General features: G+C 62.5%; 21 protein-coding genes. 18 read left to right on the forward strand and 3 right to left on the reverse strand.

Features of this window, described 5'->3' with window-relative positions; all coding sequences use genetic code 11:
* Positions 1 to 137: 137 nt before the first annotated feature.
* From RW095_RS16050 to RW095_RS16065, 4 genes are all read left to right on the forward strand, one after another.
* A complete protein-coding gene (locus RW095_RS16050) occupies positions 138 to 1475 on the forward strand; it encodes an MFS transporter (RefSeq protein WP_394365084.1) in 1338 nt (445 codons plus the stop codon).
* Positions 1476 to 1555: 80 nt separating this feature from the next.
* Positions 1556 to 2659, forward strand: coding sequence for an Ldh family oxidoreductase (locus RW095_RS16055; RefSeq protein ID WP_317016888.1), 1104 nt, complete (start codon positions 1556 to 1558; stop codon positions 2657 to 2659).
* Positions 2660 to 2765: 106 nt separating this feature from the next.
* The gene (locus RW095_RS16060) at positions 2766 to 4373 is read left to right on the forward strand and encodes an aldehyde dehydrogenase (NADP(+)) (protein ID WP_317016889.1); all 1608 of its coding nucleotides are present in this window, start codon (positions 2766 to 2768) and stop codon (positions 4371 to 4373) included.
* Positions 4374 to 4377: 4 nt separating this feature from the next.
* A complete protein-coding gene (locus tag RW095_RS16065) occupies positions 4378 to 5910 on the forward strand; it encodes a methyl-accepting chemotaxis protein (RefSeq protein ID WP_317016891.1) in 1533 nt (510 codons plus the stop codon).
* Between the two features lie 205 nt (positions 5911 to 6115).
* Here RW095_RS16065 and RW095_RS16070 read toward each other — a convergent pair whose 3' ends face one another.
* Entirely contained in the window at positions 6116 to 7822 is a 1707-nt protein-coding gene (locus RW095_RS16070; protein ID WP_317016892.1) for a putative bifunctional diguanylate cyclase/phosphodiesterase, read from the reverse strand.
* A 264-nt stretch (positions 7823 to 8086) separates the two neighbouring features.
* Positions 8087 to 8308: a hypothetical protein gene (locus RW095_RS16075; protein ID WP_317016894.1), complete on the reverse strand. Its 222-nt coding sequence runs from the start codon at positions 8306 to 8308 to the stop codon at positions 8087 to 8089.
* A 293-nt stretch (positions 8309 to 8601) separates the two neighbouring features.
* Here RW095_RS16075 and RW095_RS16080 point away from each other — a divergent pair, with 293 nt between their 5' ends.
* Genes RW095_RS16080 through RW095_RS16100 form a run of 5 tightly spaced genes read left to right on the forward strand, consistent with a single transcriptional unit; the run spans position 8602 to position 13575 of the window.
* A complete protein-coding gene (locus tag RW095_RS16080) occupies positions 8602 to 8886 on the forward strand; it encodes a YtcA family lipoprotein (protein ID WP_317016895.1) in 285 nt (94 codons plus the stop codon).
* Positions 8887 to 8905: 19 nt separating this feature from the next.
* Positions 8906 to 9964: a multidrug transporter subunit MdtN gene (gene mdtN / locus RW095_RS16085; RefSeq protein WP_317016897.1), complete on the forward strand. Its 1059-nt coding sequence runs from the start codon at positions 8906 to 8908 to the stop codon at positions 9962 to 9964.
* Between the two features lie 7 nt (positions 9965 to 9971).
* Complete coding sequence (locus RW095_RS16090; protein WP_317016898.1) at positions 9972 to 11147, forward strand: FUSC family protein; 1176 nt, start codon at positions 9972 to 9974, stop codon at positions 11145 to 11147.
* Complete coding sequence (locus RW095_RS16095) at positions 11141 to 12088, forward strand: FUSC family protein (protein ID WP_317016900.1); 948 nt, start codon at positions 11141 to 11143, stop codon at positions 12086 to 12088. The genes RW095_RS16090 and RW095_RS16095 overlap by 7 nt, the downstream gene beginning before the upstream one ends.
* Positions 12085 to 13575 (forward strand): MdtP family multidrug efflux transporter outer membrane subunit, encoded by a 1491-nt coding sequence (locus RW095_RS16100; RefSeq protein WP_317016901.1) that lies wholly within the window; start codon positions 12085 to 12087, stop codon positions 13573 to 13575. The genes RW095_RS16095 and RW095_RS16100 overlap by 4 nt, the downstream gene beginning before the upstream one ends.
* Before the next feature lie 16 nt (positions 13576 to 13591).
* Here RW095_RS16100 and RW095_RS16105 read toward each other — a convergent pair whose 3' ends face one another.
* Positions 13592 to 14041, reverse strand: a complete 450-nt coding sequence (locus RW095_RS16105; protein ID WP_317016903.1) for a hypothetical protein — start codon at positions 14039 to 14041, stop codon at positions 13592 to 13594.
* A gap of 257 nt (positions 14042 to 14298) precedes the next feature.
* On the opposite strand from RW095_RS16105, the gene leuC reads away from it, so the two are divergent.
* From leuC to trpB, 9 genes are all read left to right on the forward strand, one after another.
* Positions 14299 to 15708: a 3-isopropylmalate dehydratase large subunit gene (leuC, locus tag RW095_RS16110; RefSeq protein ID WP_317016904.1), complete on the forward strand. Its 1410-nt coding sequence runs from the start codon at positions 14299 to 14301 to the stop codon at positions 15706 to 15708.
* Between the two features lie 5 nt (positions 15709 to 15713).
* Complete coding sequence (locus tag RW095_RS16115; protein ID WP_020071059.1) at positions 15714 to 15872, forward strand: entericidin A/B family lipoprotein; 159 nt, start codon at positions 15714 to 15716, stop codon at positions 15870 to 15872.
* Between the two features lie 86 nt (positions 15873 to 15958).
* Positions 15959 to 16612: a 3-isopropylmalate dehydratase small subunit gene (gene leuD, locus RW095_RS16120; RefSeq protein WP_128597984.1), complete on the forward strand. Its 654-nt coding sequence runs from the start codon at positions 15959 to 15961 to the stop codon at positions 16610 to 16612.
* Between the two features lie 97 nt (positions 16613 to 16709).
* Positions 16710 to 17777 (forward strand): 3-isopropylmalate dehydrogenase, encoded by a 1068-nt coding sequence (leuB, locus tag RW095_RS16125; RefSeq protein WP_317016906.1) that lies wholly within the window; start codon positions 16710 to 16712, stop codon positions 17775 to 17777.
* A gap of 393 nt (positions 17778 to 18170) precedes the next feature.
* Complete coding sequence (asd, locus tag RW095_RS16130) at positions 18171 to 19292, forward strand: aspartate-semialdehyde dehydrogenase (protein WP_027805102.1); 1122 nt, start codon at positions 18171 to 18173, stop codon at positions 19290 to 19292.
* 140 nt (positions 19293 to 19432) lie between these two features.
* Positions 19433 to 21742 (forward strand): FimV/HubP family polar landmark protein, encoded by a 2310-nt coding sequence (locus RW095_RS16135; protein WP_317016910.1) that lies wholly within the window; start codon positions 19433 to 19435, stop codon positions 21740 to 21742.
* The gene (gene truA, locus RW095_RS16140; protein WP_317016911.1) at positions 21739 to 22551 is read left to right on the forward strand and encodes a tRNA pseudouridine(38-40) synthase TruA; all 813 of its coding nucleotides are present in this window, start codon (positions 21739 to 21741) and stop codon (positions 22549 to 22551) included. The genes RW095_RS16135 and truA overlap by 4 nt, the downstream gene beginning before the upstream one ends.
* The gene (locus tag RW095_RS16145) at positions 22527 to 23273 is read left to right on the forward strand and encodes a phosphoribosylanthranilate isomerase (protein ID WP_394365085.1); all 747 of its coding nucleotides are present in this window, start codon (positions 22527 to 22529) and stop codon (positions 23271 to 23273) included. Before truA ends, RW095_RS16145 begins: the two co-directional genes overlap by 25 nt.
* Positions 23274 to 23326: 53 nt before the next feature.
* Entirely contained in the window at positions 23327 to 24520 is a 1194-nt protein-coding gene (trpB, locus tag RW095_RS16150) for a tryptophan synthase subunit beta (RefSeq protein WP_317016913.1), read from the forward strand.
* Position 24521: the final 1 nt, after the last annotated feature.

Below are 24521 nucleotides of genomic sequence, written 5' to 3' on the forward strand. Positions count from 1 at the left end.
AAAACGGCACCTGAGCCGCGAAGATGCCCGATGCCGCGCAACGGTGTCCGCTCAGAACAGTGAGGTCCGTGCGGCTCGCCGCGCGAGACCGCACACCCTATTCGTATTGACGATGGGCCGCGCAACAGCGGCCCGCCATGGAGGCGACAGTGACTGACCGAAGCAGTGAAGAACAACTTTTTACCCGCATAGCGTGGCGGCTCGTGCCACTGCTCATTGCAATATTTCTGATCGCGTATATCGACCGCGCCAACATTGGCTTTGCGAAATTGCAGATGCTTGGCAGCTTGAAGATGAGCGAGGCGTCGTACGGCTTTGCGTCGTCGCTGTTCTTCATCGGCTACCTGGTGTTCGAGGTGCCGAGCAATCTGATGATGCATCGCTTCGGAGCGCGCCGCTGGATCTCGAGGATCATGTTCACGTGGGGCGTCGCCACGTTGCTGCTGGCCTGGACGCCGTCGGTTCTCGCGTTCCAGATTTTGCGTTTTCTTCTCGGCGCAGCCGAAGCAGGTCTTTATCCCGGGATCATCCTCTATCTGGGCATGTGGTTTCCGGAACGGCAGCGCACGGGCATAGTCGGCCTGCTGACGCTCGGCAGCAGCATGGGCAATATGCTCGGCTCGCTGATCGGCGGCTTCTCACTTGAATTGCACGGCGTGGCGGGGCTCGCTGGCTGGCAGTGGGTCTTCCTGACCACGGGTGCGCCGGCGGTGCTGCTGACCTTCGTCACACTGTACTGCCTGCCGGATGGTCCGAAGGCCGCAGCGTTTCTCACCACCTCCGAGAAGGAGATCGTCGAAGCCCGACTGCGCGCCGACCCGCCCGCGGCCCGACTTGCAGGCGGCACTGGCTGGTCGTGGGCCGCGCTCTTCACCGTTGCGCTGTTCAGCATCGGTTACGGGACGATATCCATCGCGATCTACGGCATCGCCTATTGGTTGCCCACACTCGTCAAAGGCTTCGGCGTGACGAGCGGCGTCAACGGCCTGCTGAACATGATTCCGTGGTTCATCACTTCGCTGATGCTGCTTTGGCTGCCGCGCCGGCTCAAAACGCCGCGCCGTGTGCTGATCGCCGCCTTCTGCGCGGCCTTGCTCGGCATTCTGCTGTTTGTCGCGAGCGTGGGGCCGTTCAGCAATGTGATCCGTTTTGCAGCGCTGTCGCTCGGCGCGCCGTGTCTGTATCTGATGATTCCTTGTTTCTGGGCGCTGCCGCCGCGGCTGCTGCCGGCGTCGTTCATGAAGGGCGCGGGCGGCGCTGCGGCGCTCGCGGTGATTGCCGCGGGTTCCAGCGTCGGCGGTTTTCTCGCGCAAAACATCATGCCATGGGTCGGCAAGGTGACGGGCAGCACATCCGCACCGATGCTGGTACCGGCCTTCAGCCTGCTATTGCTCGGCACTGGCGCGCTGGTGGTCTGGGTGCGGCTTGGGCTTGCCGGACGCAACGGACCCGCGGCGGCGTCCGTCACCCAATAGCGTTGAAGCGACACACCGGCTGGCTGCGCGGCACGCCGGCCGAATTTTCCGATTCAATTCTTTCGTTTAGCAGGTCAGTCATGGCAGACACTATGCCCCGCGTCGGGGCCGCAATCGCACAGCAGCAAATCGAAGTCATCCTGCAGGCTTGGGGCATGTCGCCCGAACAGGTCGCGGCGTCGGCCGACATCCTGATCGACTCTGATCTGAAGGGCATCGACTCGCACGGCATTTCGATGCTGATGTTCTACGATCAGTTGTATCGCGCGGGCCAGATCGACATGAAGGCGAGCCCGCGGATCGTGCGCGAGACGGCGACCACCGCCTTGATCGACGGCAACGCCGCAATGGGTCATCCCACCTCGCGCATGGCGATGGAACTGGCAATCGAAAAAGCGCTGGCGTGCGATATGGGCGCGGTCTCCGTGTTCAATTCGCAGCATTTCGGCGCGGCCGGTTACTACGCCGAGATGGCGGCAAACCGCGGTCTGATCGCAATGGTGTCGTGCTCGACGCGCCTTGCGACGGTGGTGCCGACTTTCGGTGCCGAGCCGATGCTCGGCACCAATCCGTTTGCCTTCGCGACGCCTGCAGGGAGGCATCCCCCCGTGATCCTCGACATGTCGACCAGCGTGGTCGCCTCGAACAAGGTCAAGGTCTATGCGTTGCAGGGCAAGCCATTGCCGCCGGGCTGGGCCCTAGACGCGAACGGAAACACGCTGACCGATTCCGCCGAAGCCTACCGGCTGCTGTTCGAACGCCTGGGCGGAGGCCTCGCGCCGCTCGGCGGCGAGGGCCGCACGCTTGGTGGCCACAAGGGCTACGGCTTGGGTCTGTTTGCGCAGATTCTCGGCAGCACACTGGGTGGCGGTTCGTTCTCCCCGATTCGCAACCGTACGCAAAAGAGCGACGAGCCCGACAACATCGGACATTTTTTTCTGGCGATGAATCCTGCGGCATTCCGTCCAATCGAGGAATACCACGCCGATCTCGACGCTGTGATCGACGCGTTGCGCGGCAGCCAGCCAGCCGACCCTTCTCAGCCAGTGTTGATCCCAGGGGATCCTGAACGTCTTACGCGTGTGGAGCGCAGCGAGCAGGGCATACCGATGCCCGATTCGTTGCGCGAGAAGATCCGCGAGGTCGCGCAGGCGGCGGGCGCGCCGTTCTTGCTGACGGCCTGACGCCACAGTTTATTCAGCCGCCCTCACTTTCATCCTCTTCTGGCGTCGCGCGGCCATGTCACGGCCGGCGCGGGCCGGTCTCTGCCATTTCCCAGGGAAAAAGCCAATGACAGCAACCGTTCTCGGCCACAACTACATCGGCGGCCAGCGCAGTGCCTGTGGCGACGTCGCATTGCACAGCCTCTCAGCCTCGACTGGCGAGACTTATCCTGTAGCCTTCGCGCAAGCGACCGCTGAAGAAATTGACGCCGCGGTTGAAGCCGCGGCCACAGCATTTCCGCGCTATCGCGCGTTACCTGCCAGCGCCCGCGCCGACTTCCTGGACGCGATTGCAGAACAGATCGATGCGCTCGGCAACGATTTCATCGCCGAGGTGACGCGCGAAACGGCACTGCCCAACGGCCGGATTGTCGGCGAACGCGCACGCACCAGCAATCAGATGCGGCTGTTCGCCACGGTCCTGCGCCGCGGCGACTTTTACGGTGCGCGCATCGACCGGGCCTTGCCCGAGCGGCAGCCGATTCCGCGTCCCGATCTGCGCCAGTACCGGATCGGTCTCGGCCCGGTGGCGGTGTTCGGTGCGAGCAATTTTCCGCTGGCGTTTTCGGTTGCGGGCGGCGATACCGCGTCCGCGCTGGCGGCCGGTTGCCCCGTGGTGGTCAAGGCCCACTCCGGCCATCTCGTCACAGCCGAATACATGGCGGACGCGATCGAACGGGCGGTGCAACGCACCGGCATGCCGGCGGGAACCTTCAACATGATCTACGGCGAACGCGTTGGCGCGCGCCTCGTGCAAGCGCCCGGCATTCAGGCGGTAGGCTTCACCGGTTCACTGCGTGGCGGGCGTGCGCTTTGCGATCTCGCGGCGGCTCGCGAGCAGCCGATTCCGGTGTTCGCGGAGATGTCGAGCGTAAATCCGGTGTTCGTGCTGAATGGCGCACTGGAGGAGCGGGGCGAGGCGATCGCCAACGAACTGGCGGCCTCGGTGGCGACCGGTTGCGGGCAGCTTTGCACGAGCCCTGGGCTGGTTCTAGGCGTGCGTTCAGCGCACTTCAGCGCGTTTGTCGGCCATCTGAGCCGCGCGATCCAGCGGCAGACGCCGCAGACCATGCTGAACCCAGGCATTTTCGCGAACTTCAACGCGGCGGTCGAGCGCGCCTCTGGCCATGCCGGCATCCGGATCCACGCATCCGCGCAAAGTGACGCCCGGCAAGCTGCTCCGCAACTCCTCATTGCCGACGCGAGTCTGCTGTTCGATCCCGGCAGACCCCTCGAAGAAGAAATCTTTGGGCCGGCGACGGTCGTCGTCGAAGTGGATGACGCCGACCAGCTATCGCGCTTTGCATCGGCAATGCGCGGTCAACTGACGGCCACGCTGATTGCCTCGCCCGACGATCTCCGGGCGCATCGCACGCTGATCGAGCGGCTTGAGGAAAAGGCTGGCCGTCTGCTCGTGAACGGCTATCCGACCGGCGTCGAAGTGTCGGACGCTATTGTCCATGGTGGACCGTGGCCCGCTACATCCGACGCGCGCGGCACCTCGGTCGGCACGCTCGCTATCGACCGCTTCCTGAGGCCGGTGTGCTACCAGAATTACCCGGACGAACTGCTGCCGCAGGCGCTGCAGAACGGCAATCCGCTCGGGCTGATGCGGCTCGTGGATGGAGAAATGACGCAGCGCCCGCTCGACGGTTCGAGCGTCCCACGAGGGTAACAAGATGCCAAAACTGTCCATACGCACGCGACTTGGCGTCGCGATACTTTCGCTGTCGGTGCTGCTGAGCGTCATCGGCGCGCTCGGCGTGACCGGTATGGCGCGCAGCAACGACGCCAACCGCGAGACGTACGAAAACCGGCTCGTCAGCACACGGCTGATCGGCGATGCGGAACTGTCGATCAGCCGCGAGCGGACGACCGTCGACCGGATCGCTTTCGATCCGACAGCACCGACCGTCGACAAAGACGTGGCTACTTATCGCATGCTCAAAGGGCAAGGCATGGAGGCCTGGCAGCAATACCTGTCTTTGCCCGCCACGTCGACTGAAAGCAGTCTCGCTGCTGTGGTCAACGCAAAGCGCAGCCAGGTGCAGAATGACCTGGATGCTTTCGCGGATTCGGTCAAGGGCATGGACAGCGCTGCCGTCAAACTTGCGTTGAAGAAGATCGCTTTGGCCAATACCGACTATGTCACGGCAAGTGCGAATCTCAAGCAGTTGCAACGCGACGAGGCAAAGGCACGATACGCTGACGCCGAAGCTGGCTTCCGGCAATTTCGCGCAATAACGATTGGTACTGCGGTGCTCGGCTTGCTCGCCGGCGCGTTGACCTTCGTGTCGCTGCGCCGCGCGATCAGCGGCCCGCTCGACGAGGCCTTGAAACACTTTGACCGGATCGCGGCGGGTGATCTGTCGCAACGAATAGAAGTTCGTTATCCAGATGAAATGGGCGCGCTACTACTCGGCCTTTCGCAAATGCGCGACGGTCTCGCGAGCACGGTGAACGCTGTGCGCCGGGCGAGCGACACCATCGCAACGGCCGCACGACAGATCGCCTCTGGCAACCTCGATTTGTCTTCGCGCACGGAGCAGCAGGCGGCGTCATTGCAGGAAACGGCGGCAAGTATGGAAGAGCTGACCGGTACCGTTAGGCAGAATGCCGAGAACGCGTCGCAGGCGCTGACGCTCGCGACCACCGCTACAGAAACGGCCCACCATGGCAGCAGCGCGGTGGAGGGGGTGGTGACGACTATGGCCGAGATCGATCAGAGTTCTGCGCGCATCGGCGACATTATCGCCATCATCGAAGGGATCGCGTTTCAGACCAATATCCTTGCGCTCAATGCGGCTGTCGAAGCCGCGCGTGCGGGTGAGCAGGGACGGGGATTCGCAGTGGTGGCTTCCGAAGTGCGTACACTTGCGCAGCGCTCGTCGGCGGCGGCGAAGGAGATCAAGGAACTGATCGAGACGTCGAGCGCAAAGGTGCAGGCGGGAGGCGCGCTGGTCAACCAGGCAGGCGGCCGCATGCAGGCAATCCTTACCAGTGTAAAGCGCGTGGCCGATATTATGGGCGAGATATCGGCTGCCTCGTCCGAGCAAAGCTCGGGTATCGAACAGGTCGCTCACGCGGTAGCGCAGATGGATACGGCGACTCAACAGAATGCAACACTGGTCGAGCAGGCGGCGGCAGCGGCGCAGTTGCTCGAGCAACAGGCGCGGCAGTTGAACGAAACGGTCGCGGTGTTTCGCCTGTAGACCGCCGACGACACCGCCACGGCAGGCGGGCCGCATTGTCAGCGTCACGCAGTTGCAAGCTCAAGTCCCGCTCGACTTCGTCAATCTGCTGAGCCGGATACTGAAGGTGAGCATGAAGGCGGCCGCCAGCAGTTGCTGCGCTTCCGTTCGGGGCCCTGCGAATCGCATGGCGCCGACAGCGCGCGAACATCACTTCAATTTGGCGCTATGACAAGCGCAGCATGAATTCCGCCAAAGCCTTCGAGTCAAGCGGGCGGCTGACTAGATAACCTTGAATGGCATCGCACCCGGCGTCCTTCAACTCTGCGATCTGGCGTTGGCACTCGACGCCTTCCGCGATAGTTTTCATGCCCAGCGAACGCGCGAGACCGACAATGCCTCGAATGACCGCCGACGCCTTCTGTGACTCGGCCAGTGCTCGAACAAACGACTTGTCGATCTTCAGCGTGTCGATAGGCAGTCGGACCAGATAGCCGAGACTGGAGTATCCAGAGCCAAAGTCGTCCAGCGATGTGGATATGCCCGCTTGCTTCAGCGCAGATAGGACGGACGTTGCCTTTTCGATATCGCTTACCAGGCAATCTTCCGTGACCTCAATGTCGAGCATTGCGGGGGAAACGTCGTATTCCCTCGCGATATCGAGAATCCTATCTGTAAGTCCCACACTCAGAAGTTGCCGAGCCGACAGATTGAGGCTGACCCGCGGTACGGATATGCTCTGCCGTCGCCATGCAGCAATATGCTGGCAAACTGCATTGAGCAGCCATTCGACGAGCGCTCCTTCATACGGGGACTCAAGTAACACTCCCAGGAATGCGTGCGGAGTGAGCAAGCCTCGTTCAGGATGACGCCAGCGAAGCAGCGCCTCGGCACCGATTGCAGAGCCGTTCGAGAGTGCTATCTGAGGCTGGAAATGAAGCTCGAACTGGTTCGCCTCAAACGCTTCACGAAGTTCCATGCGCAAGGCAAGGCGCTCACGCATGCCCCGGTCGAGTGCTCTGTCGTACGAGCGCACCTGAAAACGGCCAGATGACTTCGCTGCGTACATGGCCGCGTCGGCATGATTCAGCAACGTCTCGGCTGAACCCGGCGCTTCTCTCAGCAGCGCTATACCGATGCTAGCCGACAGTGAGACGGATCTCCCGGATACTTCGAATGGCGCTGCAAGTTCGCCAAGCAGCGCATGCGCGAACGCTTCTGCCGCGCTTTCAGTAGTGTTGCGTAACAACAGAACAAACTCGTCGCCCCCTACGCGCGCGGCGAAAAAAGCAGGGTCGGGAATTGCTGTCAGCCTTTTCGCAAAGCCGCGCAGCAGTTCATCGCCAATAGCATGACCGAATGCGTCGTTGACTTCCTTGAAATGGTCCAGGTCGATAAACAGCACCGCTTCGGAAGCATCGTGCCTGGAGCCCGATGAAGCAGCCTCAGCGACCGCGCGTGATAGGACTTCCATGCATTTGCGCCGGTTGGCCAAACCGGTCAGGTAGTCGTGACTGGCTTCGAACTCCAGTTGCGCCGCGTGCTCGCGTTCGCGGGTGACGTCGCGGAAGAGTACTGTAATGCCGTCGTCGTGGGCAAATGAGCGAACCTCAAACCACGTGCCGAGCGGTGCGTAGTAGTCAGTGTGCCGGCCGGGGAGACCCGTTGCCGCCGTCTCCTGATAGACGCGATAGTAGCCGGAGCCTACCAGGTCCGGGTAACACTGCCATACGTCGCGTCCGAGCAGGTTTTGCCGGTCCCGCTGCAAAAATCGTTCAGCTGTATGGTTGAGATAGGTGAAGCGCCACGACCTGTCGATCGACATGAATCCGTCGCTCAAGCTATCAAGCATGTCAGCGAGGTGAGCCGGTGCAGGCTGTCGGGGGCCGGCATCTGTCGGGCGGGCCGGACGAGAGTCGGACTGTCGTTCCATTTTTTTGTCCTTCTATGCGCGTCGGATCAAAAGGCGTCGCTCGTGCGAAAACCGTGGGTTCATCGCATTCTAATCGCACTGCACCGCTTCGAACATCGGAACTGTCGCGCCCCGATGGCCTCCGACGGGCATGATGCTGCCCCTGAGGTAAGGTGGTCATCCATCGTGCATTGCGTTTCCAATGAATCGGGCGACCAGGCGCGAACACCGTTGCCCCGTCATGCGCCGCAAAGTTCCAAGTTTTGCAGCCCATGACGATCCGGTTCAAGCCGCGAGTGACTGCTCGACCGTCTCAAAACGTAACGCTTGCGCGCGACCGCTCGCATCGAGAGGCACGCATCGCGCTCCCCTGCGAGCTGTATGCTTGACGTGCAATCCCACGATTTCCGCATCAGCTTCCTTCTTCAACCGCTTGACGAGTTTGGCAGCAAACCGGCTATCGCTGGCATCGTCAAAAACGATTTCTTGCCCATCAAAATTCTCCAAAGAATATCTATTCCGGGCGAAGCTATATCCATATCGGGGAGATATGAAGGAGACACTTACTGATATCCGAACGCTGAATGCTGAATTCAAGCCGCGGCACAAAGCAGCGGACTTCCTTGTATGGCTCATGCCGCGCTTCGGCAGTGGCCGGGCAGACAAACATCGTGTGCGGTATAAACCCCGAATGGGAGCGTCCATGGCGGTCCGTAACGTGGAAAGTTGGGGCAGAATGCGCTGATGAAGCCGTAAAGCGTGACATCGATTCCAACGACACTGACGACTTGGAGCAACCTATGCCACTTGTCGGAGGCGAATGTCCGAAGTTGACGACGGGCATTACCGCGATCACGGCTGTTTTCATATCGGGTTGTTCCGGTTCGCCATCTTTTAGCCTGCTCGGCGCGTACTTCCCCGACTGGCTGTTCTGTATCGTCGCGGGCGTTGTACTCAGTGTCATCATCTATCTGCTTCTCAGGCGCTTGCAGGCAGATCATCTGATGACGCCATCAGCCGTGGCGTATCCCGCGCTCGTCGCTTTCCTGTCGCTCGCTGTCTGGTTGATGCTGTTCCAACGTTGACTCTCCTTCAGGTGATGCAATGGCGACAACTGTCAGCAGCACAAAGAAGAGAGCATGGCCTGCCATCGTCCTCGTCGTATTGACGCTGTTGCTGGCGTTGTTCGTCATCCGGGAATTGGACCGCGCGCCTCGCACCGACGACGCCTACGTCTACGCGGATACGATCGACGTCGTGCCCGAGGTCAACGGACGCATCGTCGAACTGGCTGTGCGAGACAACCAGGCGGTGAAACAGGGCGATCTGCTGTTCCGCATCGATCCGCGTCCGTATCAGGATGCGTTCACTCGAGGCAAGGCATCCCTCGTCGCGCTCGACCGCCAGATAGAGCTGACCCAGCGCACGGTCAATGCGCAGCAGTACAACGCGCAGTCGGTGCGCGCGGCCGTCGAGCGCGCGCGAGCCGCAGCCGGCCAGGCGTCCGATACGCTGCACCGCATGGAGCCGCTGTTGTCCCATGGTTATGTGTCGGCGGAAGACGTCGACCGTGCGCGCACCGCGCAACGCGCGACGCAAGCCGAACTCAGCGCCGCGCAACTACAGGCCCAGCAGGCGGCAGCGGCGGTAAGCGGCGTCGACGCGCTGGTCGCGCAACGTGCCGTCGTGACGGCGGAGATCGCGATCGCCGAATTGAACCTCGAATATGCGACGGTGCGGGCGCCCTTCGACGGACGCATTGTGGCGTTGAAGACATCGACCGGACAGTTCGCGTCGGTGCTTAAACCCGTTTTCACCTTGATCGACACGCGCCGCTGGTACGTGGTCGCGAACTTTCGCGAGACGGAACTTAAGGGCATCAGGAGCGGGACGCCCGCCACCGTCTATCTGATGAGCGATACAGGTCAGCGCTTCAAGGGCAGCGTCGATTCGATCAGCTATGGCGTCGCGCCCGATGAAGGCGGCCTGGCACTACCCGGTGGATTACCGCGCATTCAACGCACGCTTAACTGGGTCCATGTGTCGCAGCGCTTTCCGGTCAAGATCCGGGTCGACAATCCGAACCCTGAACTGTTTCGCGTCGGTACGTCGGCGGTGGCCGTGCTGGAACGCGGACGCTGCAACGACGGCGCAGGCCATTGAGATGCCCATGGCCGCCACCCAATATCTGCCGCCTATGCCTGCCACGCTCGGCGACGCGGGCGATTTCCTGAAGCGCGAGCTTGCGCCTTTTCTAGGGCGGCTCAACGTGATGTTGCGCTGCATGTTGACGAGCGCCATCGTGATCATCGGGTCGATGACGCTCGAAGTGCCGGAGCTCGCGCTATCGCTGCTGGTGGTGTTCTACGTCACGCAATCGAACGTGGTGTTGACGCGGCTGGTCGATGCGATGTTCATCGTCGGATCGACGCTCGCCATCGGCCTGTCGATCCTGCTGCTGAAATTCACCTTCGACTACCCGTTGCTGCGCATCGTGGCCGCGAGTCTGCTTTTTTTCGGCAGCGTGTATCTCATTCGTGTGCTCAAGATCGGCGTGGTGTTCTTCATCGTCGCTATCGTCGTCATTTATGTGCAGAGCTTCGTCGATCGCACCGATCAGGCAGACGTCCTGATCCGCGCGGTGTTGTGGGTCTGGGTCGCTGTGAACTATCCGATCGCGCTAACGCTCGTCGTAAATACGCTGCTGTTACCCGCGGAGCCGCAATTGCAGCTCAAGGCGGAAATCCATCGGCAACTCACGGCGCTGCAAACGCGCCTGACGCAACTGATAGACGGCACCACGAACGCGGCGCCAATCGCGCTAGCCGCCGTTCAGCAAGGCGCGCTCGCGCTGCAGAAGCTGCTGCGGTTTGCGACGATGCGCGATCCGCACTATTGCGAGCATCAGGCGTTGCAGCTGGCATGCGTCGCGACCGTGTCCCGTCTCTATCGCGGCGCGAGCGAATTGCCGGATACGTTAGCCGGGACATCTGCGGCGCGACTCGCGATATTGCGCGAGCTGCACACGAACGTTAGGGCGCTCGACGAATCGGTGACGTCGGGCAAGGCTTATCGCTACGTCGGCGCCGCTGCACCGGAAGAACGCAGTGCAGTCGACCTGGTGCCCGCGCTAGCCGAGTTGCAGCGGGCGCTGCATGCCTACGCGGATCTCGTCGCGAGCGGCGAGGAACCCGGCAAGCCGTCCGCGCGCGAGCCGATGCTCGCGCCCGACGCATGGACCAATCCCGCGTACATGCGCTTTTCGCTCAAGACGCTGCTCGCCGTTCTGATCTGCTATGTGTTCTACAACGCTGTCGACTGCAGGGCATTCATACGATCATGCTGACCTGCGTGATCGTCGCCCTGCCGAGCCTCGGCGCATCGACGCAGCGCGCGTTGCTTAGGCTGGCGGGGGCCGTCCCCGGCAGTGCGCTCGCGCTGTTCATGGTCGTGTTCGTCGTTCCGCATCTGGACGACATCGTCGGCCTGTTGCTGATGACGTTGCCGGTCGTCGCGTTCGCGGCATGGATCTCGGCTGGGTCGGAGCGGATCGGCTACGCTAGCATCCAGCTGATGTCCACCTTCTCGCTCGCGCTGCTCGAACGGTTCGGCCCAACCACGAATCTCACTGAAATCCGCGACCGGATGGTGGGTATTCTGCTGGGCGTCGGCGTGGCGACCTTCGTGCAGATGTCGTTCTGGCGCGAGGGCGAAGGTGACGTGCTGCGGCAGAAGCTGGCCACCATGTTGCGCGCGATTGCCGCACATCTGAGCGCAGCGCGTGCAGACGCCGACAGGCGCGATGAATTTCCCTACGCCCAGCGCCAGTTGCAGACGTGGGCTGTGCTGGCCGATTGCGAGGCGACGCTCTCGCGCGTCGCCCTCGAGCCGGGCTGGCAGGAGACGGAACAGACCCAACTGACGCTGCGCGCACAAACGGTTCTCGCGCAGGGGCGCGAGATCATGCTGGCGGGCGATGCGTTGCGCAACACGCTGGTGGCGCAAGCGGGATCGTGGAGCCCACCAACGATCGACGCCGTGCGCTCGACCTGGGAACAGGCGTTCGTCGAACTGAACCGGTATGCGGATGAACTCGCGGCCAGCCCGCCCGACGCCCGCGCGCCGCGCCGCATGGAGTTCGCCGCGCGAGCCGCCGAACCGGCCCAACTGGCCGATATGCCACTCGTTGCTGCAGCGGAACATCTGGCTCGGCAGGTCGCCGGGTTGCCGGACTGGAGCGTTGCGGCATCCGTTAAGGCGCCTGTTTCACAGGCCGTAGGATCATGAAAGCGCAATCGGTCTCTCGCGTGTCGTCCTGGCATGGCGCCGCCTTCTGCGTCGCAGGATGGCTGTGCAGCAGCCTGGTGGGCTGTGCGCTGATCCATCACAACGGCACGCCGTATCCCGCGATTTCGCCGGAGCAGATCAACCTCGCCGACGACATCCATCTCGCGCGAGATGGTTGGCCCGCGGCGCGCTGGTGGACGCGTTATCACGACGATCAGCTCGGCGCGCTGATCGATCAGGCGCTCAGCGATGCGCCGACGATGTTGATTGCGCGCACGCGCGTCGCCCAAGCGAGGTCGGATGTCGAGCTTGTCAGGACAGGGTCGAACCTTCAGGTAGTCGCACTCGCCTTGCTGGATCGCGAGCATGTTTCCGCGAACGGCTTCATCGGCCCGTTCGCGATGAACGAACCGGCGTTGGGGCTGACGGGCCCGTGGTACACCGAGGGCGTCGTCGGACTTGGCGCAAGTCTCACGGTCGACATCTGGGGCAAGCAACGCGCGCAAGTCGCGGCGTCGCTCGGCGTGAGCAATGCCCGGCTCGCCGAGACGTCCGCCGTCGAACTCGAAATCTCGACGGATGTCGCGCAGCTTTACTATGGCATTCAGACGACTTACCAGCTTCTCGATCTGCTAGACGAATCGCATGAAGTGGCGCAGTTTTCGGTAGAGGCGCACGAAGCTCGTGCGGCGCGGGGCCTCGAATCCCGCACGCTACTGGAAGAAGCAAGAGCTCAGCAACTGGCCATTGAACGGCAGACTGTGGCGGCGCAAGGACAGATCAGGCAGTTTCGCGAATCGATGCGAGCGCTGGCTGGTGCGGGACCCAACGGCTTGCCGGCGATCGAGCCTGTCGCGCTGCCACGCTCGAAGCCGGCTTTACCGACGACGCTTTCATACGAACTCCTTGCGCGGCGGCCCGATCTGCAGGCGATGCGTTGGTATGTCGAAGCATCGTTCGACCGGATCGACGCCGCGAAAGCGGCGTTCTATCCGAGTTTCGACATTAAGGCGTTCTTCGGCTACAACGCCTTGCATCTGGCGGACCTCTTTACGCACGCAAGCCAGCAGATCAACCTGATACCGGGCCTGTATCTGCCGATCTTCGACGGCGGCCGGCTCAACGCCAACCTGAGCGGCGCGCGCGAGGGCAGCAACCTGCTGATCGAGCAGTACAACCAGGCTGTTCTCAACGCGGTACGCGATGTCGCGCAGACAGGCAGCCGCCTGCAGGCGCTCGATGCGGAGACCGAATTGCAGAAGCAGCGGATCGAATCGGTTGCATTCGCAAGGGACAGCGTCGAAGCCCATTATCAACGAGGTTTGACAAGCCGGCTCGCGGCGCTCGAAGCGCGCCAGCCGGTGATCGCCGAGCAGGTTGCACTGCTCACGCTCAAAGGGCAGATGCTCAGTCAGGAAATTGCGTTGACGAAGTCGCTTGGCGGCGGCTATCGCGCCGAAGCACCCGTCGAGCTCATGCCGCGTTGAACGGTGCGAGCGGGCGTCAATCCAGTTGCGCGCGAAGCGATGCAAACTCAGCGCGGCATGCGTCGCTGAAGTTGTTGAGGATATCGACCGAGCCGTCCGCGAGCATCTCGCGGATTTCGAGGAAGGACTTGTCTGGGGCGAGGTAGCTGTCGACGATCTTGCGTCCGATCACGTCGGCTTCGTCTGCGACATCGCGTGACGACTGGATTCGCATCCGGCCGATTTTGGCGTAGAGGCTGCCAAGCGCGTTCAGATCCGGCTTGCTGTGTTGCAGCGCGTCAACGTAGCACCGGGTCGCCTCCTCGATGAACCCCTTGTAGAGTTCCTGACGCCGGACGCGGTCATGCGCCCGCCACTCCGCGCGAACCTGGGTGCGTTGGGTCAGCCATGACGCCAGAACGGAAGTGAGGCCGCCGATTGCAGCGCCAACGAGTGCAGCCAGTGCGGAGATGATCGATGCATTCATGGAGCAGCCTCTCATTGCTGTTCGCGACTCGTCCATGTTAGCGCCCAGACGAGCATTTTCTCGACGCGATCAAACGCCTTCAAACAACCACCAAGATCTCCTCGCTCATCAGGGTAACGTCGATACAGGTATCGACACTACCACCCAACTCTCTGTTTTCTATCGCTTTTTTCCGTTGCTGGACGGCCCAGGGCGAGAGTTTGCGTGGCATAATCGATCGACACAGTCAGCCCGCAGTCATTACTACCCCGAATACCATGGCACAGACTCTCTACGACAAATTGTGGAACACACACGTGGTCCACACGGAAGAAGACGGCACGACGATTCTCTATATCGACCGTCACTTGCTGCACGAAGTGACCAGCCCCCAGGCGTTCGAAGGTCTGAAGCTGGCTCAGCGTCCGGTGTGGCGCATCAGCGCGAACCTGGCCGTTTCGGACCATAACGTGCCCACCACGGACCGCAGCCACGGCATCGCCGATCCGGTTTCGAAGCTGCAAGTCGATACGCTCGATTCGAACTGCGACGCCTACGGCATCACGCAGTTCAAGATGAACGACCTGCGTCAGGGCATCGTGCACATCATCGGGCCGGAACAGGGCGCCACGCTGCCGGGCATGACGATCGTCTGCGGCGACTCGCATACGTCCACACACGGCGCGTTCGGTGCGCTTGCGCACGGCATCGGCACGTCGGAAGTTGAGCACGTGCTCGCCACGCAAACGCTCTTGCAGAAGAAAAGCAAGAACATGCTGGTGAAGGTCGAGGGCCCGCTGCCGCGCGGCTGCACGGCGAAAGACATCGTGCTCGCGATCATCGGCAAGATCGGCACGGCGGGCGGCACGGGCTACGCAATCGAATTCGGCGGCTCGACGATCCGTTCGCTGTCCATGGAAGGCCGCATGACGGTCTGCAACATGGCGATCGAAGCGGGCGCGCGCGCCGGCATGGTCGCGGTCGACGACACTACCATCGAATATCTGAAAGGCCGCCCGTTCTCGCCGCAAGGCGCGGAGTGGGATCACGCGGTCGAGTACTGGAAACAGTTCAAGTCGGACGAAGGCGCGCAGTTCGACCGCGTTGTCGAACTCAACGCGGCAGACATCGTGCCGCAAGTCACGTGGGGCACGTCGCCGGAAATGGTCACCGCCGTAGACGGCCGCGTGCCGGATCCCGAGCGCGAGAAAGACCCGGGCAAGCGCGATGCAATGGAACGCGCGCTCAAATACATGGCGCTCGAACCGAACGCGCCGATCGAGTCGATCAAGCCGGATAAAATCTTCATTGGGTCGTGTACCAACGCGCGCATTGAAGACATTCGCGCCGCGGCTTACGTCGTGAAGAAGCTGGGTCGTCCCGTCGCGCCGAACATCCGCCTCGCCATGGTCGTGCCGGGTTCGGGTCTGGTGAAGGCGCAGGCGGAACGTGAAGGCCTCGACAAGGTCTTCACAGACGCCGGTTTCGAATGGCGTGAGCCAGGCTGCTCGATGTGTCTCGCGATGAACGCCGACCGGCTGGATCCGGGCGAGCGTTGCGCGTCCACGTCGAATCGTAATTTTGAAGGTCGTCAGGGCGCCGGTGGCCGTACCCATCTCGTGAGCCCCGCCATGGCCGCAGCCGCGGCCATCGAAGGGCATTTTGTCGATATTCGCAAGCTGGGATAAATCGCATGATGAAGAACATGAATCGCACCGCTCTACTGCGCCGCTTCGCGCTCGGTACTCTGGCTGGGCTACTGCTCGGTCTAACCGGCTGCAACACGGTGCACGGATTTGGGCAGGACATGTCGCACCTCGGCAATTCGATCAGCAATCACGCTGAAAAATAACCGGTTTTTGATTTTTGCCGGCGATGCGGCGAGCGGCTTTCATGCCGCCACGCGCATCGCCCGGTCCTGAAACAGGCGCAAGCGTCATGGATAAATTCACCGTACACACCGGCGTCGTGGCGCCGCTCGATCGCGAGAACGTCGACACGGACGCGATTATTCCGAAGCAATTCCTGAAGTCGATCAAGCGCACGGGTTTCGGTCCGAATGCGTTCGACGAATGGCGTTATCTCGATCACGGCGAGCCGGGTCAGGACAATTCGAAGCGTCCGCTGAATCCGGATTTCGTGCTGAACCAGCCGCGTTATCAGGGCGCTTCGGTGCTGCTCACACGCAAGAATTTCGGCTGCGGCAGCTCGCGTGAGCACGCGCCTTGGGCGCTTCAGCAATACGGCTTTCGCGCGATCATCGCGCCGAGTTTCGCCGACATCTTCTATAACAACTGCTTCAAGAACGGCTTGCTGCCTATCGTGCTGAGCGAACAGCAGGTCGATCACCTGTTCAACGAAACGTATGCGTTCAACGGTTTCCAGTTGACCATCGACCTCGAAGCGCAAGTCGTACGCACCTCGGACGGCGGCACCGAGTATCCGTTCGAAGTCGCGGCGTTCCGCAAGTACTGCCTGCTGAACGGTTTCGACGACATTGGCCTCACGCTGCGTCACGCGGACAAGATTCGCCAGTACGAAGCCGAGCGTATTGCGAAGCAGCCGTGGCTCGCTCATCGCATCGTCGGTTAAGGCTTGCGCGCTTGAATGCGCTTGAATGCGCTTGAATGCTTGAGGCGCGTCTGTAGCTCAGGCTCGAAGCCTGGAAGAAAATCACTAAGGAATTCGCATGAAGATCGCAGTGCTGCCGGGCGACGGCATCGGTCCCGAAATCGTCAAAGAGGCCGTGAAGGTTCTGAACGTGCTTGGCGAAAAGTTTGAACTGGAAGAAGCGCCGGTTGGCGGCGCGGGTTACGAAGCGAAGGGTCATCCGCTACCCGATTCCACGCTCGCGCTCGCCAAGGAAGCCGACGCAATTCTGTTCGGCGCCGTCGGCGACTGGAAGTACGACACGCTCGAGCGCGCGCTGCGTCCCGAGCAGGCGATTCTCGGTCTGCGCAAGCATCTGCAATTGTTCGCGAACTTCCGGCCGGCGATCTGCTATCCGCAATTGACCGGTGCTTCGTCGCTGAAGGAAGAGATCGTTTCGGGTCTGGACATCCTGATCGTGCGCGAACTGAACGGCGACATCTACTTCGGCGCGCCGCGCGGCGTGCGCGAAGCGCCGGACGGCCTGTTTGCCGGCTCGAAGGAAGGCTTCGACACGATGCGCTATTCGGAGCCCGAAGTGCGCCGCATCGCCCACGTCGCGTTTCAAGCGGCGCAAAAGCGCGGCAAGAAGCTCACATCGGTGGATAAAGCCAACGTACTCGAAACGTCGCAATTCTGGAAAGACGTCATGATCGACGTGTCGAAGGAATACGCGGACGTCGAGTTGTCGCACATGTACGTCGACAACGCCGCGATGCAACTCGTCAAGGCGCCGAAATCGTTCGACGTGATCGTGACCGGCAACATGTTCGGCGACATTCTCTCCGACGAAGCGGCAATGCTCACGGGCTCGATCGGCATGCTGCCGTCGGCCTCGCTCGACAAGAACAACAAAGGCTTGTACGAGCCGTCGCACGGTTCCGCGCCGGACATCGCGGGCAAGGGCGTCGCGAATCCGCTGGCAACCATTTTGTCGGCTGCCATGATGCTGCGTTATTCGCTGAACAAGGCCGGGCAGGCGGATCGCATCGAAAATGCGGTGAAGAAGGTGCTTGAACAAGGTTACCGGACCGGCGACATTCTGACGCCCGGTTGCAAGCAGGTCGGCACTGTCGCCATGGGCGACGCCGTTGTCGCGGCGCTGTAACTACCGCTCACGCCCGGACCAGCTTCCGGGTGCGCGCGTGGCTTGACGAAACATCAGTCAGCTCATTAACCAGCCTCAAAAACGCGAATCGGCCTTCAAAAAGGCCGATTCGCGCGTTATACGGACGGCAGCGACGGACATTGACGTCGCCGGATTCCGGTTTTCGTGTATATTGTAGCGATGGCACAAATGGCTCAAATCTCCTCGATTTCGAAACTGCACGGCAAAACGGCCCGTGTGGTTGAGCTCGCCATTACCACCGCAACATCCATTAAAACGATTACCCCGAAAACGATCACGAAGCGCTGATCGTCCGTCGTGCCCGCTCATCTTCCCCGCGCGGTCACTGCGGGCAAAGATGCGGGGAAGTTTCCACTCGAAGGGTATGAAGTCATGAACGTAGGTCTCGTAGGTTGGCGCGGCATGGTCGGCAGCGTCCTGATGCAACGCATGCAACAGGAAGGCGATTTCGACTTGATCGAACCGGTGTTTTTCAGCACCAGCAACGCGGGCGGCAACGCGCCGTCGTTCGCCAAAAACGAGACCAAGCTCAAAGATGCAACAAGCATCGAAGACCTGAAGAAGTGCGAAGCAATCATCTCCTGCCAGGGCGGCGACTACACGAACGAAGTGTTCCCGAAGCTGCGCGCGGCCGGCTGGAACGGCTACTGGATCGACGCGGCTTCGTCGCTGCGCATGAAGGACGACGCGGTCATTATTCTCGATCCGGTCAACCTCGACGTGATCAAGAACGCGCTGGTCAAGGGGCAAAAGAATTTCATCGGCGGTAATTGCACGGTCAGCCTGATGCTGATGGCGCTCGGCGGCCTGTTCCGCGAAAACCTCGTCGACTGGATGACGGCCATGACGTATCAGGCCGCGTCGGGCGCGGGCGCGCAGAACATGCGCGAACTGCTGCAACAAATGGGCACGCTATACGGCGCAGCCAAGGAAGATCTGGCTGATCCGTCGTCGGCGATTCTCGATATCGACCGCCGCGTGTTGTCCGCCATGAATAGCGACCGCATGCCGACAGACAACTTCGGCGTGCCGCTCGCCGGCTCGCTGATTCCGTGGATCGACAAGGATCTCGGCAACGGCATGTCGAAGGAAGAATGGAAGGGCGGCGCCGAGACCAACAAGATTCTCGGCAAGCCGGCCATGGGTACGCCGGGCTCGATTCCAGTAGACGGTCTGTGCGTGCGGATCGGCGCAATGCGCTGCCACTCGCAGGCGTTGACCATCAAGCTGAACAAGGACGTGCCGCTCGACGAAGTGAACAGCATCCTCGCTTCGGGCAATGACTGGGTCAAGGTTGTCCCGAACGAGCGCGAAGCGTCCATGCGCGACCTCTCGCCGGCAGTGGTGACGGGAACGCTTACGGTGCCGGTCGGCCGTGTGCGCAAGCTGGCCATGGGCGGCGAATATCTGTCGGCATTCACGGTCGGCGACCAGCTGTTGTGGGGCGCAGCCGAGCCGCTGCGCCGCATGCTTCGCATTGTGCTCGACAAGTAAAGTAAACTACGCGGTCACGACGCGTAGAAAACTCAAGAAGCGTCGCGCTTGCGCGGCGCTTTTTTCATTTGTGTGCTCCGAATATCTTGTCTTTTTATAACCGCAAAAAAGGGCCGCGCGCTGACGCGCCAGGAGTCCCGATGAATCTTCGACTCTCTTCCCTTCGGGCCATGTTTGCGCGCCCAGATACCGGCCGCCTTGCGGTCGCAGCCGCTTTGGCGTTGATGTTGACGGGCGCCGCTTCGAGCACCGCCATAGCCGCGCCCGGCGACGCCGCGAGTGCGCCGGGCGGCGCTTCGGTATCCGCTTCCGGGTCCGCGTCTGTCTCCTCTGCGACTGGCGGCCAATATACGGTTCAGCCCGGTCAGTCGCTCAACGACGTGGCGATTGCCGTCACCCAGTCACACGACCGCGCCACGCTCGCACGCGCGGCCCGCGCGCTCTTCGACGCGAATCCGAACGCCTTCATGGGCCACGATCCGAATCGTATGCGATTGGTCGCCGTGCTGAGCGTGCCGGCGCTGGACGCGTCGGGCGCGTTTGCCGCGTCTGCAGCGGGTCCGGCATCGGCGCCGGCTGCTGACAGTGGCTCGTCGTCGAATGCAGCAGTCGGAGCTGTCGCAAGTGGCGCTGCGCCGGGCAATGCAGCAACGGCAAGTGCGGCGGGCGGGCAAAGCACCGCTACACGAGCTGCGACGCCGGCCGCGCCTGCGGTTCAAGGCTCGGCGAGCGACGCAAGCTCCGTTGCGTCGAGCGACGCGGTATCGTCGGCGCCAGCTGCCGGGTCGCAAGCTGCATCGGCTGCAAGCGGCACGCATGTGTGGGCCGGCTCGGTCCAGCCCTCGGCAAGCGAGGCAACCGCAGCCGCTGGGGCCTCGCAGCCGCGCGCGCAAGTGTCGAGCTTGCAGCAGTTGCTGGCGCTCAAGAATCGCGTGCTGATGGAGTTGCAGAAGCACGGCATCGGCAAGTCCCCAGCAGCACCGGTCGCGCCGCCTGCAAGCAGCGCACAACCGGCGGCGGGCGCGTCGTCTGCGGCGGTCGTGCCCGGTCATCCGGGCACTGCAATGACCCCGTCGAATGACACTGGCATTTCGCAGACGAACCTCGCTGTCGGCGCGGCGATCGGCGCCGCGCTGGTCGTGCTGCTGACCGCCTTGCGTCTTGGCCGGCGCAAGCGTGAACGGCTGGCAGAGGCGGAACGCGATGCGTCAGTGGACGGCATAGCGGCGCCTGGGGCGGCTGAGCCGCCAAATCGGGTTGTGCCTGCAGACGACGTGGTCGAGCCCAATCTATCCGACGCGGACGCCGCCGCCGCGCAGCATGCGGCCGCGATGGCCGCCGCCGAGCGGGAAGCTGCCGAGGGCGAAGCCGCCGCTCGTGAAATGTCGGAGCGCGTCGCCGCAGAGCGTGAGGCGGAAATTCGCGCGGCGGCTTCGCGCGAAGCTGAAGCGCGCCAAGCGGCAGAGCAAGGAGCAGCGGAGCCGGATACTGCGCAACGCGCAGCTGAAGAGGTTGCGGTCGCACGCGAGACGGCGCAACCAGCCGCGGAGCACGAGCCATCGGCGGACTTGTCAGCGCCGAACGCCCAGCCGAGCGCCGGCCACGCCGCGCCGGGGGAAGCCGCTGCGCTGGAACAATCCGAACTGGCACCAGCCCAGCACCACCATGAACTGGACGACGCGACGACGATCGCCAGCCTCGACGCCGCCGCCGAACTAGGCGCCGACGCGCTGCCGCGTGCGCCGCTCGAACCGGTCAACGACGCGTGGGAGCCGGAACCGCTTTCGCATCGTCTGGAATGGGACGACGAGCCGTTGCCGCAAGAGCCGATGGAGCCGTTGACTCCTCAGACTCCGTCGACGACCACGCAAGTCCACGACGACCACATCGACTTGCCCGCGCAGCCGGCAGCGGCCGACCAGCCGCGTGTCCAGGCGCCGGCAGACTTCCCGCGCGACGCCCTCGATGCATTCGGCAGTCTCGATATGCCCTTGCCGCCGCGCGTGGAGTCGGCGGCAGAAACCATTCATGCACCGGAGTCGCTGAGCACACAGCCCGTCGCGTCTCAGGAAGCGACGGCGCGCCAAGCCGTTTTGCCGCCGGATGCCGAGCAAGCCCCGCATGCCGCCGACGAAATCGCAGCCGGGACCGCCGGCCGCGCTGCCGTGGCAGGTCTCGGTGCCGGCACCTTGGGCACAGCGGGCTTCGGGGCGCTGAAGCTCGACTTCGACCTGGAGTTGCCGCCAAGCCCGGCTCAGCCGCTGCCGGCGTTCACGCCCGCCGACCTTGCCCGCATCGCTCGCAACAAGCTGGACCTGGCGGCCGAGTACATCGAACTGGGCGATCTGGCCGGCGCACGCACGCTGATTAACGAAGTGATCGAGGCAAACGATCCGGCCACGCGCAACGATGCCCGCGCGTTGCTCTCGACGCTCGCTCCGTTGTCGTGAAGCGGATTGCTTTAGGCGTTCAGTACGACGGTTCGGCGTTCTGCGGATGGCAGTCGCAGCCGCATGGCAACACGGTTCAGGACGAGCTCGAAAAGGCACTGCGCGAATTCGCGCAGACGCCGGTGCATACCGTCGTAGCCGGCCGCACGGATACGGGCGTGCATGGGCTCGGCCAGGTCGTGCATTTCGATACAGAGCTCGATCGAGCGGACATTTCGTGGATCCGCGGCACGAACTCGTTTTTGCCGAAGACGATCTCCGTGCAGTGGGCGAAGCCGATGCCCGAAGCGTTCCACGCGCGGTTTTCGGCTTTCGAGCGCACTTATTACTATCTGTTGTACGTGCATCCGGTGCGCTCGCCGATGCTGGCAGCGCGCGCCGGTTGGGTGCACACGCCGCTAGATATAGACGCGATGAGGGCGGCAGCGGCCCACTTAATCGGTGAACACGATTTTTCGGCGTTCCGCTCGTCGCAGTGTCAGGCCAAGACGCCGGTCAAGCATCTGTACCAGATCGATATTCAGCAACAGGGCGACTTCATTCATTTCCGCTTCCGGGCGAACGCGTTTCTGCATCACATGGTGCGCAACCTGATGGGGTGCCTCGTCTATGTCGGCAAGGGTCGACGGCCAGTCGCGTGGATGCCCGAAGTGCTCGCGAGCCGCGACCGCGAATGCGCCGCGCCGACCTTCATGCCGGACGGGTTGTATCTTGCGGAAGTGGGCTATCCTGAGCACTTCGCGGTGCCCGCGCCGCGTACCGGCAGCGTGCCGTGGAGTACCGTATGGAACGAGCAGGCACAATCATGAACTCTGAAAATCACGGGTCCGACAGCCTCGCGAATGAAGCCGCCGCTGGCGCGCCTGAGCAAGCCATTCCGCGGCGCACGCGCATCAAGCTGTGCGGGCTGTCGACACCCGCCGACATCAGCCACGCGATAGATCTCGGCGCCGACGCCATCGGCCTCGTGTTCTATCCGCCGAGCCCGCGTTCAGTGAGCGTCGCGAAGGCCGTCGAGCTCGTGCATCAAGTGCCGCCGTTTGTCTCGGTGGTCGGCCTGTTCGTGAACCCCACGCCCGACTGGATGCACGAGGTGGTCAGCAACGTCGGGCTCTCGCTGTTGCAGTTCCACGGCGACGAGACGGCGGATCAATGCGAATCGCTCGCCAGCGTTGCGGGTTTGCCTTGGTTGCGCGCGCTGCGAGTTGCGGCGGATACTCAACCGGCCGATTTGGTAAAATCGGCTCTCAACTATTCAGCCGCCAACGGCTTTCTGTTCGACACCCATGTCGAAGGCTATGGCGGCGGCGGGAAGGTTTTCGATTGGTCACTTATTCCAGCAGAGCTCGCGCGTCGGGCCGTTTTGAGTGGTGGGTTGAACGCGCAAAACGTCAGTGACGCGATCCATCGCGTGCGCCCGTACGCGGTCGATGTCTCGAGCGGCATCGAAGTACCGGGCGCCAAGGGCGTGAAAGATCACGCCCGGATGGCGGCATTCGTGCGCGCGGTGCGCGCGGCGGATGCCGGATGATTTCGCGGCGCGGCGCCTCAGCAGAATGCCGCGCGCCAGATATGAGTGATCACATGTACAACTTGCCTGACGAAAGAGGCCACTTCGGCCAGTTTGGCGGCGTATTCGTCGCTGAAACGCTGGTCCACGCGCTCGACGAGCTGCGTGCTGCCTACGAGAAATTCCAGAAAGACCCGGAGTTCGTCGCCGAATACGAGCGCGAACTGAAGTACTTCGTTGGCCGGCCGTCGCCGATTTACCACGCGCAGCGTTGGAGCGAACTGCTGGGCGGCGCGCAGATTTTCCTCAAGCGCGAAGACCTTAATCACACCGGCGCGCACAAAATCAACAACGTGATCGGCCAGGCATTGCTGGCCAAGCGCATGGGCAAACCGCGCGTGATCGCCGAAACCGGCGCCGGCCAGCACGGCGTCGCCACGGCGACCATCGCCGCGCGCTTTGGCATGGAATGCGTGGTCTACATGGGCGCCGAAGACGTGCGCCGCCAGGCCGCGAACGTCTACCGGATGAAGCTGCTCGGGGCCTCGGTAGTGCCGGTGGAGTCGGGTTCGCGCACGCTGAAGGACGCGCTGAACGAAGCAATGCGCGACTGGGTGACGAACGTTGAAAACACGTTCTATATCATCGGCACGGTGGCGGGGCCGCATCCTTACCCGATGATGGTGCGGGACTTCCAGCGTGTGATCGGCGATGAGTGCAAGGTGCAGATGCCCGAACTCATCGGGCGCCAGCCGGATGCGGTAATCGCGTGCGTTGGCGGCGGTTCGAACGCAATGGGCATTTTTTACCCGTACATCGACGACACGGCGGTCCAGCTTATCGGCGTGGAAGCAGCGGGCGACGGCATCGAGTCGGGCCGTCACGCGGCCTCGCTGATCGGCGGCAGTCCCGGGATTCTGCACGGCAACCGTACCTATCTGCTTCAAGACGAGAACGGCCAGATCATCGAGACCCATTCGATATCGGCGGGTCTCGACTACCCGGGCGTCGGGCCAGAGCATGCGTGGCTAAAAGAGATCAACCGCGCCCAATACGTGGGTATCACCGACGAAGAAGCGCTCAAGGCGTTCCACGACTGCTGCCGCATCGAGGGCATCATCCCGGCGCTGGAGTCCAGCCACGCGCTGGCTTACGCCACGAAGCTCGCGCCGACGTTGCCCAAGGACAAGCACCTTCTGGTGAATCTGTCGGGCCGCGGCGACAAGGACATGCACACGGTCGCCGAGCGATCGGGCATTCAGTTCTGAG

The organism is Paraburkholderia kirstenboschensis (genome assembly GCF_032806925.1).
GTDB classification, from domain to species: Bacteria; Pseudomonadota; Gammaproteobacteria; order Burkholderiales; family Burkholderiaceae; genus Paraburkholderia; species Paraburkholderia kirstenboschensis.

Bases quoted from the DNA above. Each gene is read 5' to 3' on its own strand.
- asd (WP_027805102.1), top strand. From the start codon at position 18,171: ATGAACGTAGGTCTCGTAGGTTGGCGCGGCATGGTCGGCAGCGTCCTG.
- RW095_RS16100 (WP_317016901.1), top strand. From the start codon at position 12,085: ATGAAAGCGCAATCGGTCTCTCGCGTGTCGTCCTGGCATGGCGCCGCC.
- RW095_RS16060 (WP_317016889.1), top strand. From the start codon at position 2,766: ATGACAGCAACCGTTCTCGGCCACAACTACATCGGCGGCCAGCGCAGT.
- RW095_RS16105 (WP_317016903.1), bottom strand. From the start codon at position 14,041: ATGAATGCATCGATCATCTCCGCACTGGCTGCACTCGTTGGCGCTGCA.
- RW095_RS16145 (WP_394365085.1), top strand. From the start codon at position 22,527: ATGGAACGAGCAGGCACAATCATGAACTCTGAAAATCACGGGTCCGAC.
- leuB (WP_317016906.1), top strand. From the start codon at position 16,710: ATGAAGATCGCAGTGCTGCCGGGCGACGGCATCGGTCCCGAAATCGTC.
- RW095_RS16070 (WP_317016892.1), bottom strand. From the start codon at position 7,822: ATGGAACGACAGTCCGACTCTCGTCCGGCCCGCCCGACAGATGCCGGC.
- leuD (WP_128597984.1), top strand. From the start codon at position 15,959: ATGGATAAATTCACCGTACACACCGGCGTCGTGGCGCCGCTCGATCGC.
- RW095_RS16065 (WP_317016891.1), top strand. From the start codon at position 4,378: ATGCCAAAACTGTCCATACGCACGCGACTTGGCGTCGCGATACTTTCG.
- RW095_RS16055 (WP_317016888.1), top strand. From the start codon at position 1,556: ATGGCAGACACTATGCCCCGCGTCGGGGCCGCAATCGCACAGCAGCAA.
- trpB (WP_317016913.1), top strand. From the start codon at position 23,327: ATGTACAACTTGCCTGACGAAAGAGGCCACTTCGGCCAGTTTGGCGGC.
- mdtN (WP_317016897.1), top strand. From the start codon at position 8,906: ATGGCGACAACTGTCAGCAGCACAAAGAAGAGAGCATGGCCTGCCATC.
- RW095_RS16115 (WP_020071059.1), top strand. From the start codon at position 15,714: ATGATGAAGAACATGAATCGCACCGCTCTACTGCGCCGCTTCGCGCTC.
- RW095_RS16050 (WP_394365084.1), top strand. From the start codon at position 138: ATGGAGGCGACAGTGACTGACCGAAGCAGTGAAGAACAACTTTTTACC.
- RW095_RS16090 (WP_317016898.1), top strand. From the start codon at position 9,972: ATGGCCGCCACCCAATATCTGCCGCCTATGCCTGCCACGCTCGGCGAC.
- leuC (WP_317016904.1), top strand. From the start codon at position 14,299: ATGGCACAGACTCTCTACGACAAATTGTGGAACACACACGTGGTCCAC.
- RW095_RS16135 (WP_317016910.1), top strand. From the start codon at position 19,433: ATGAATCTTCGACTCTCTTCCCTTCGGGCCATGTTTGCGCGCCCAGAT.
- RW095_RS16095 (WP_317016900.1), top strand. From the start codon at position 11,141: ATGCTGACCTGCGTGATCGTCGCCCTGCCGAGCCTCGGCGCATCGACG.
- RW095_RS16080 (WP_317016895.1), top strand. From the start codon at position 8,602: ATGCCACTTGTCGGAGGCGAATGTCCGAAGTTGACGACGGGCATTACC.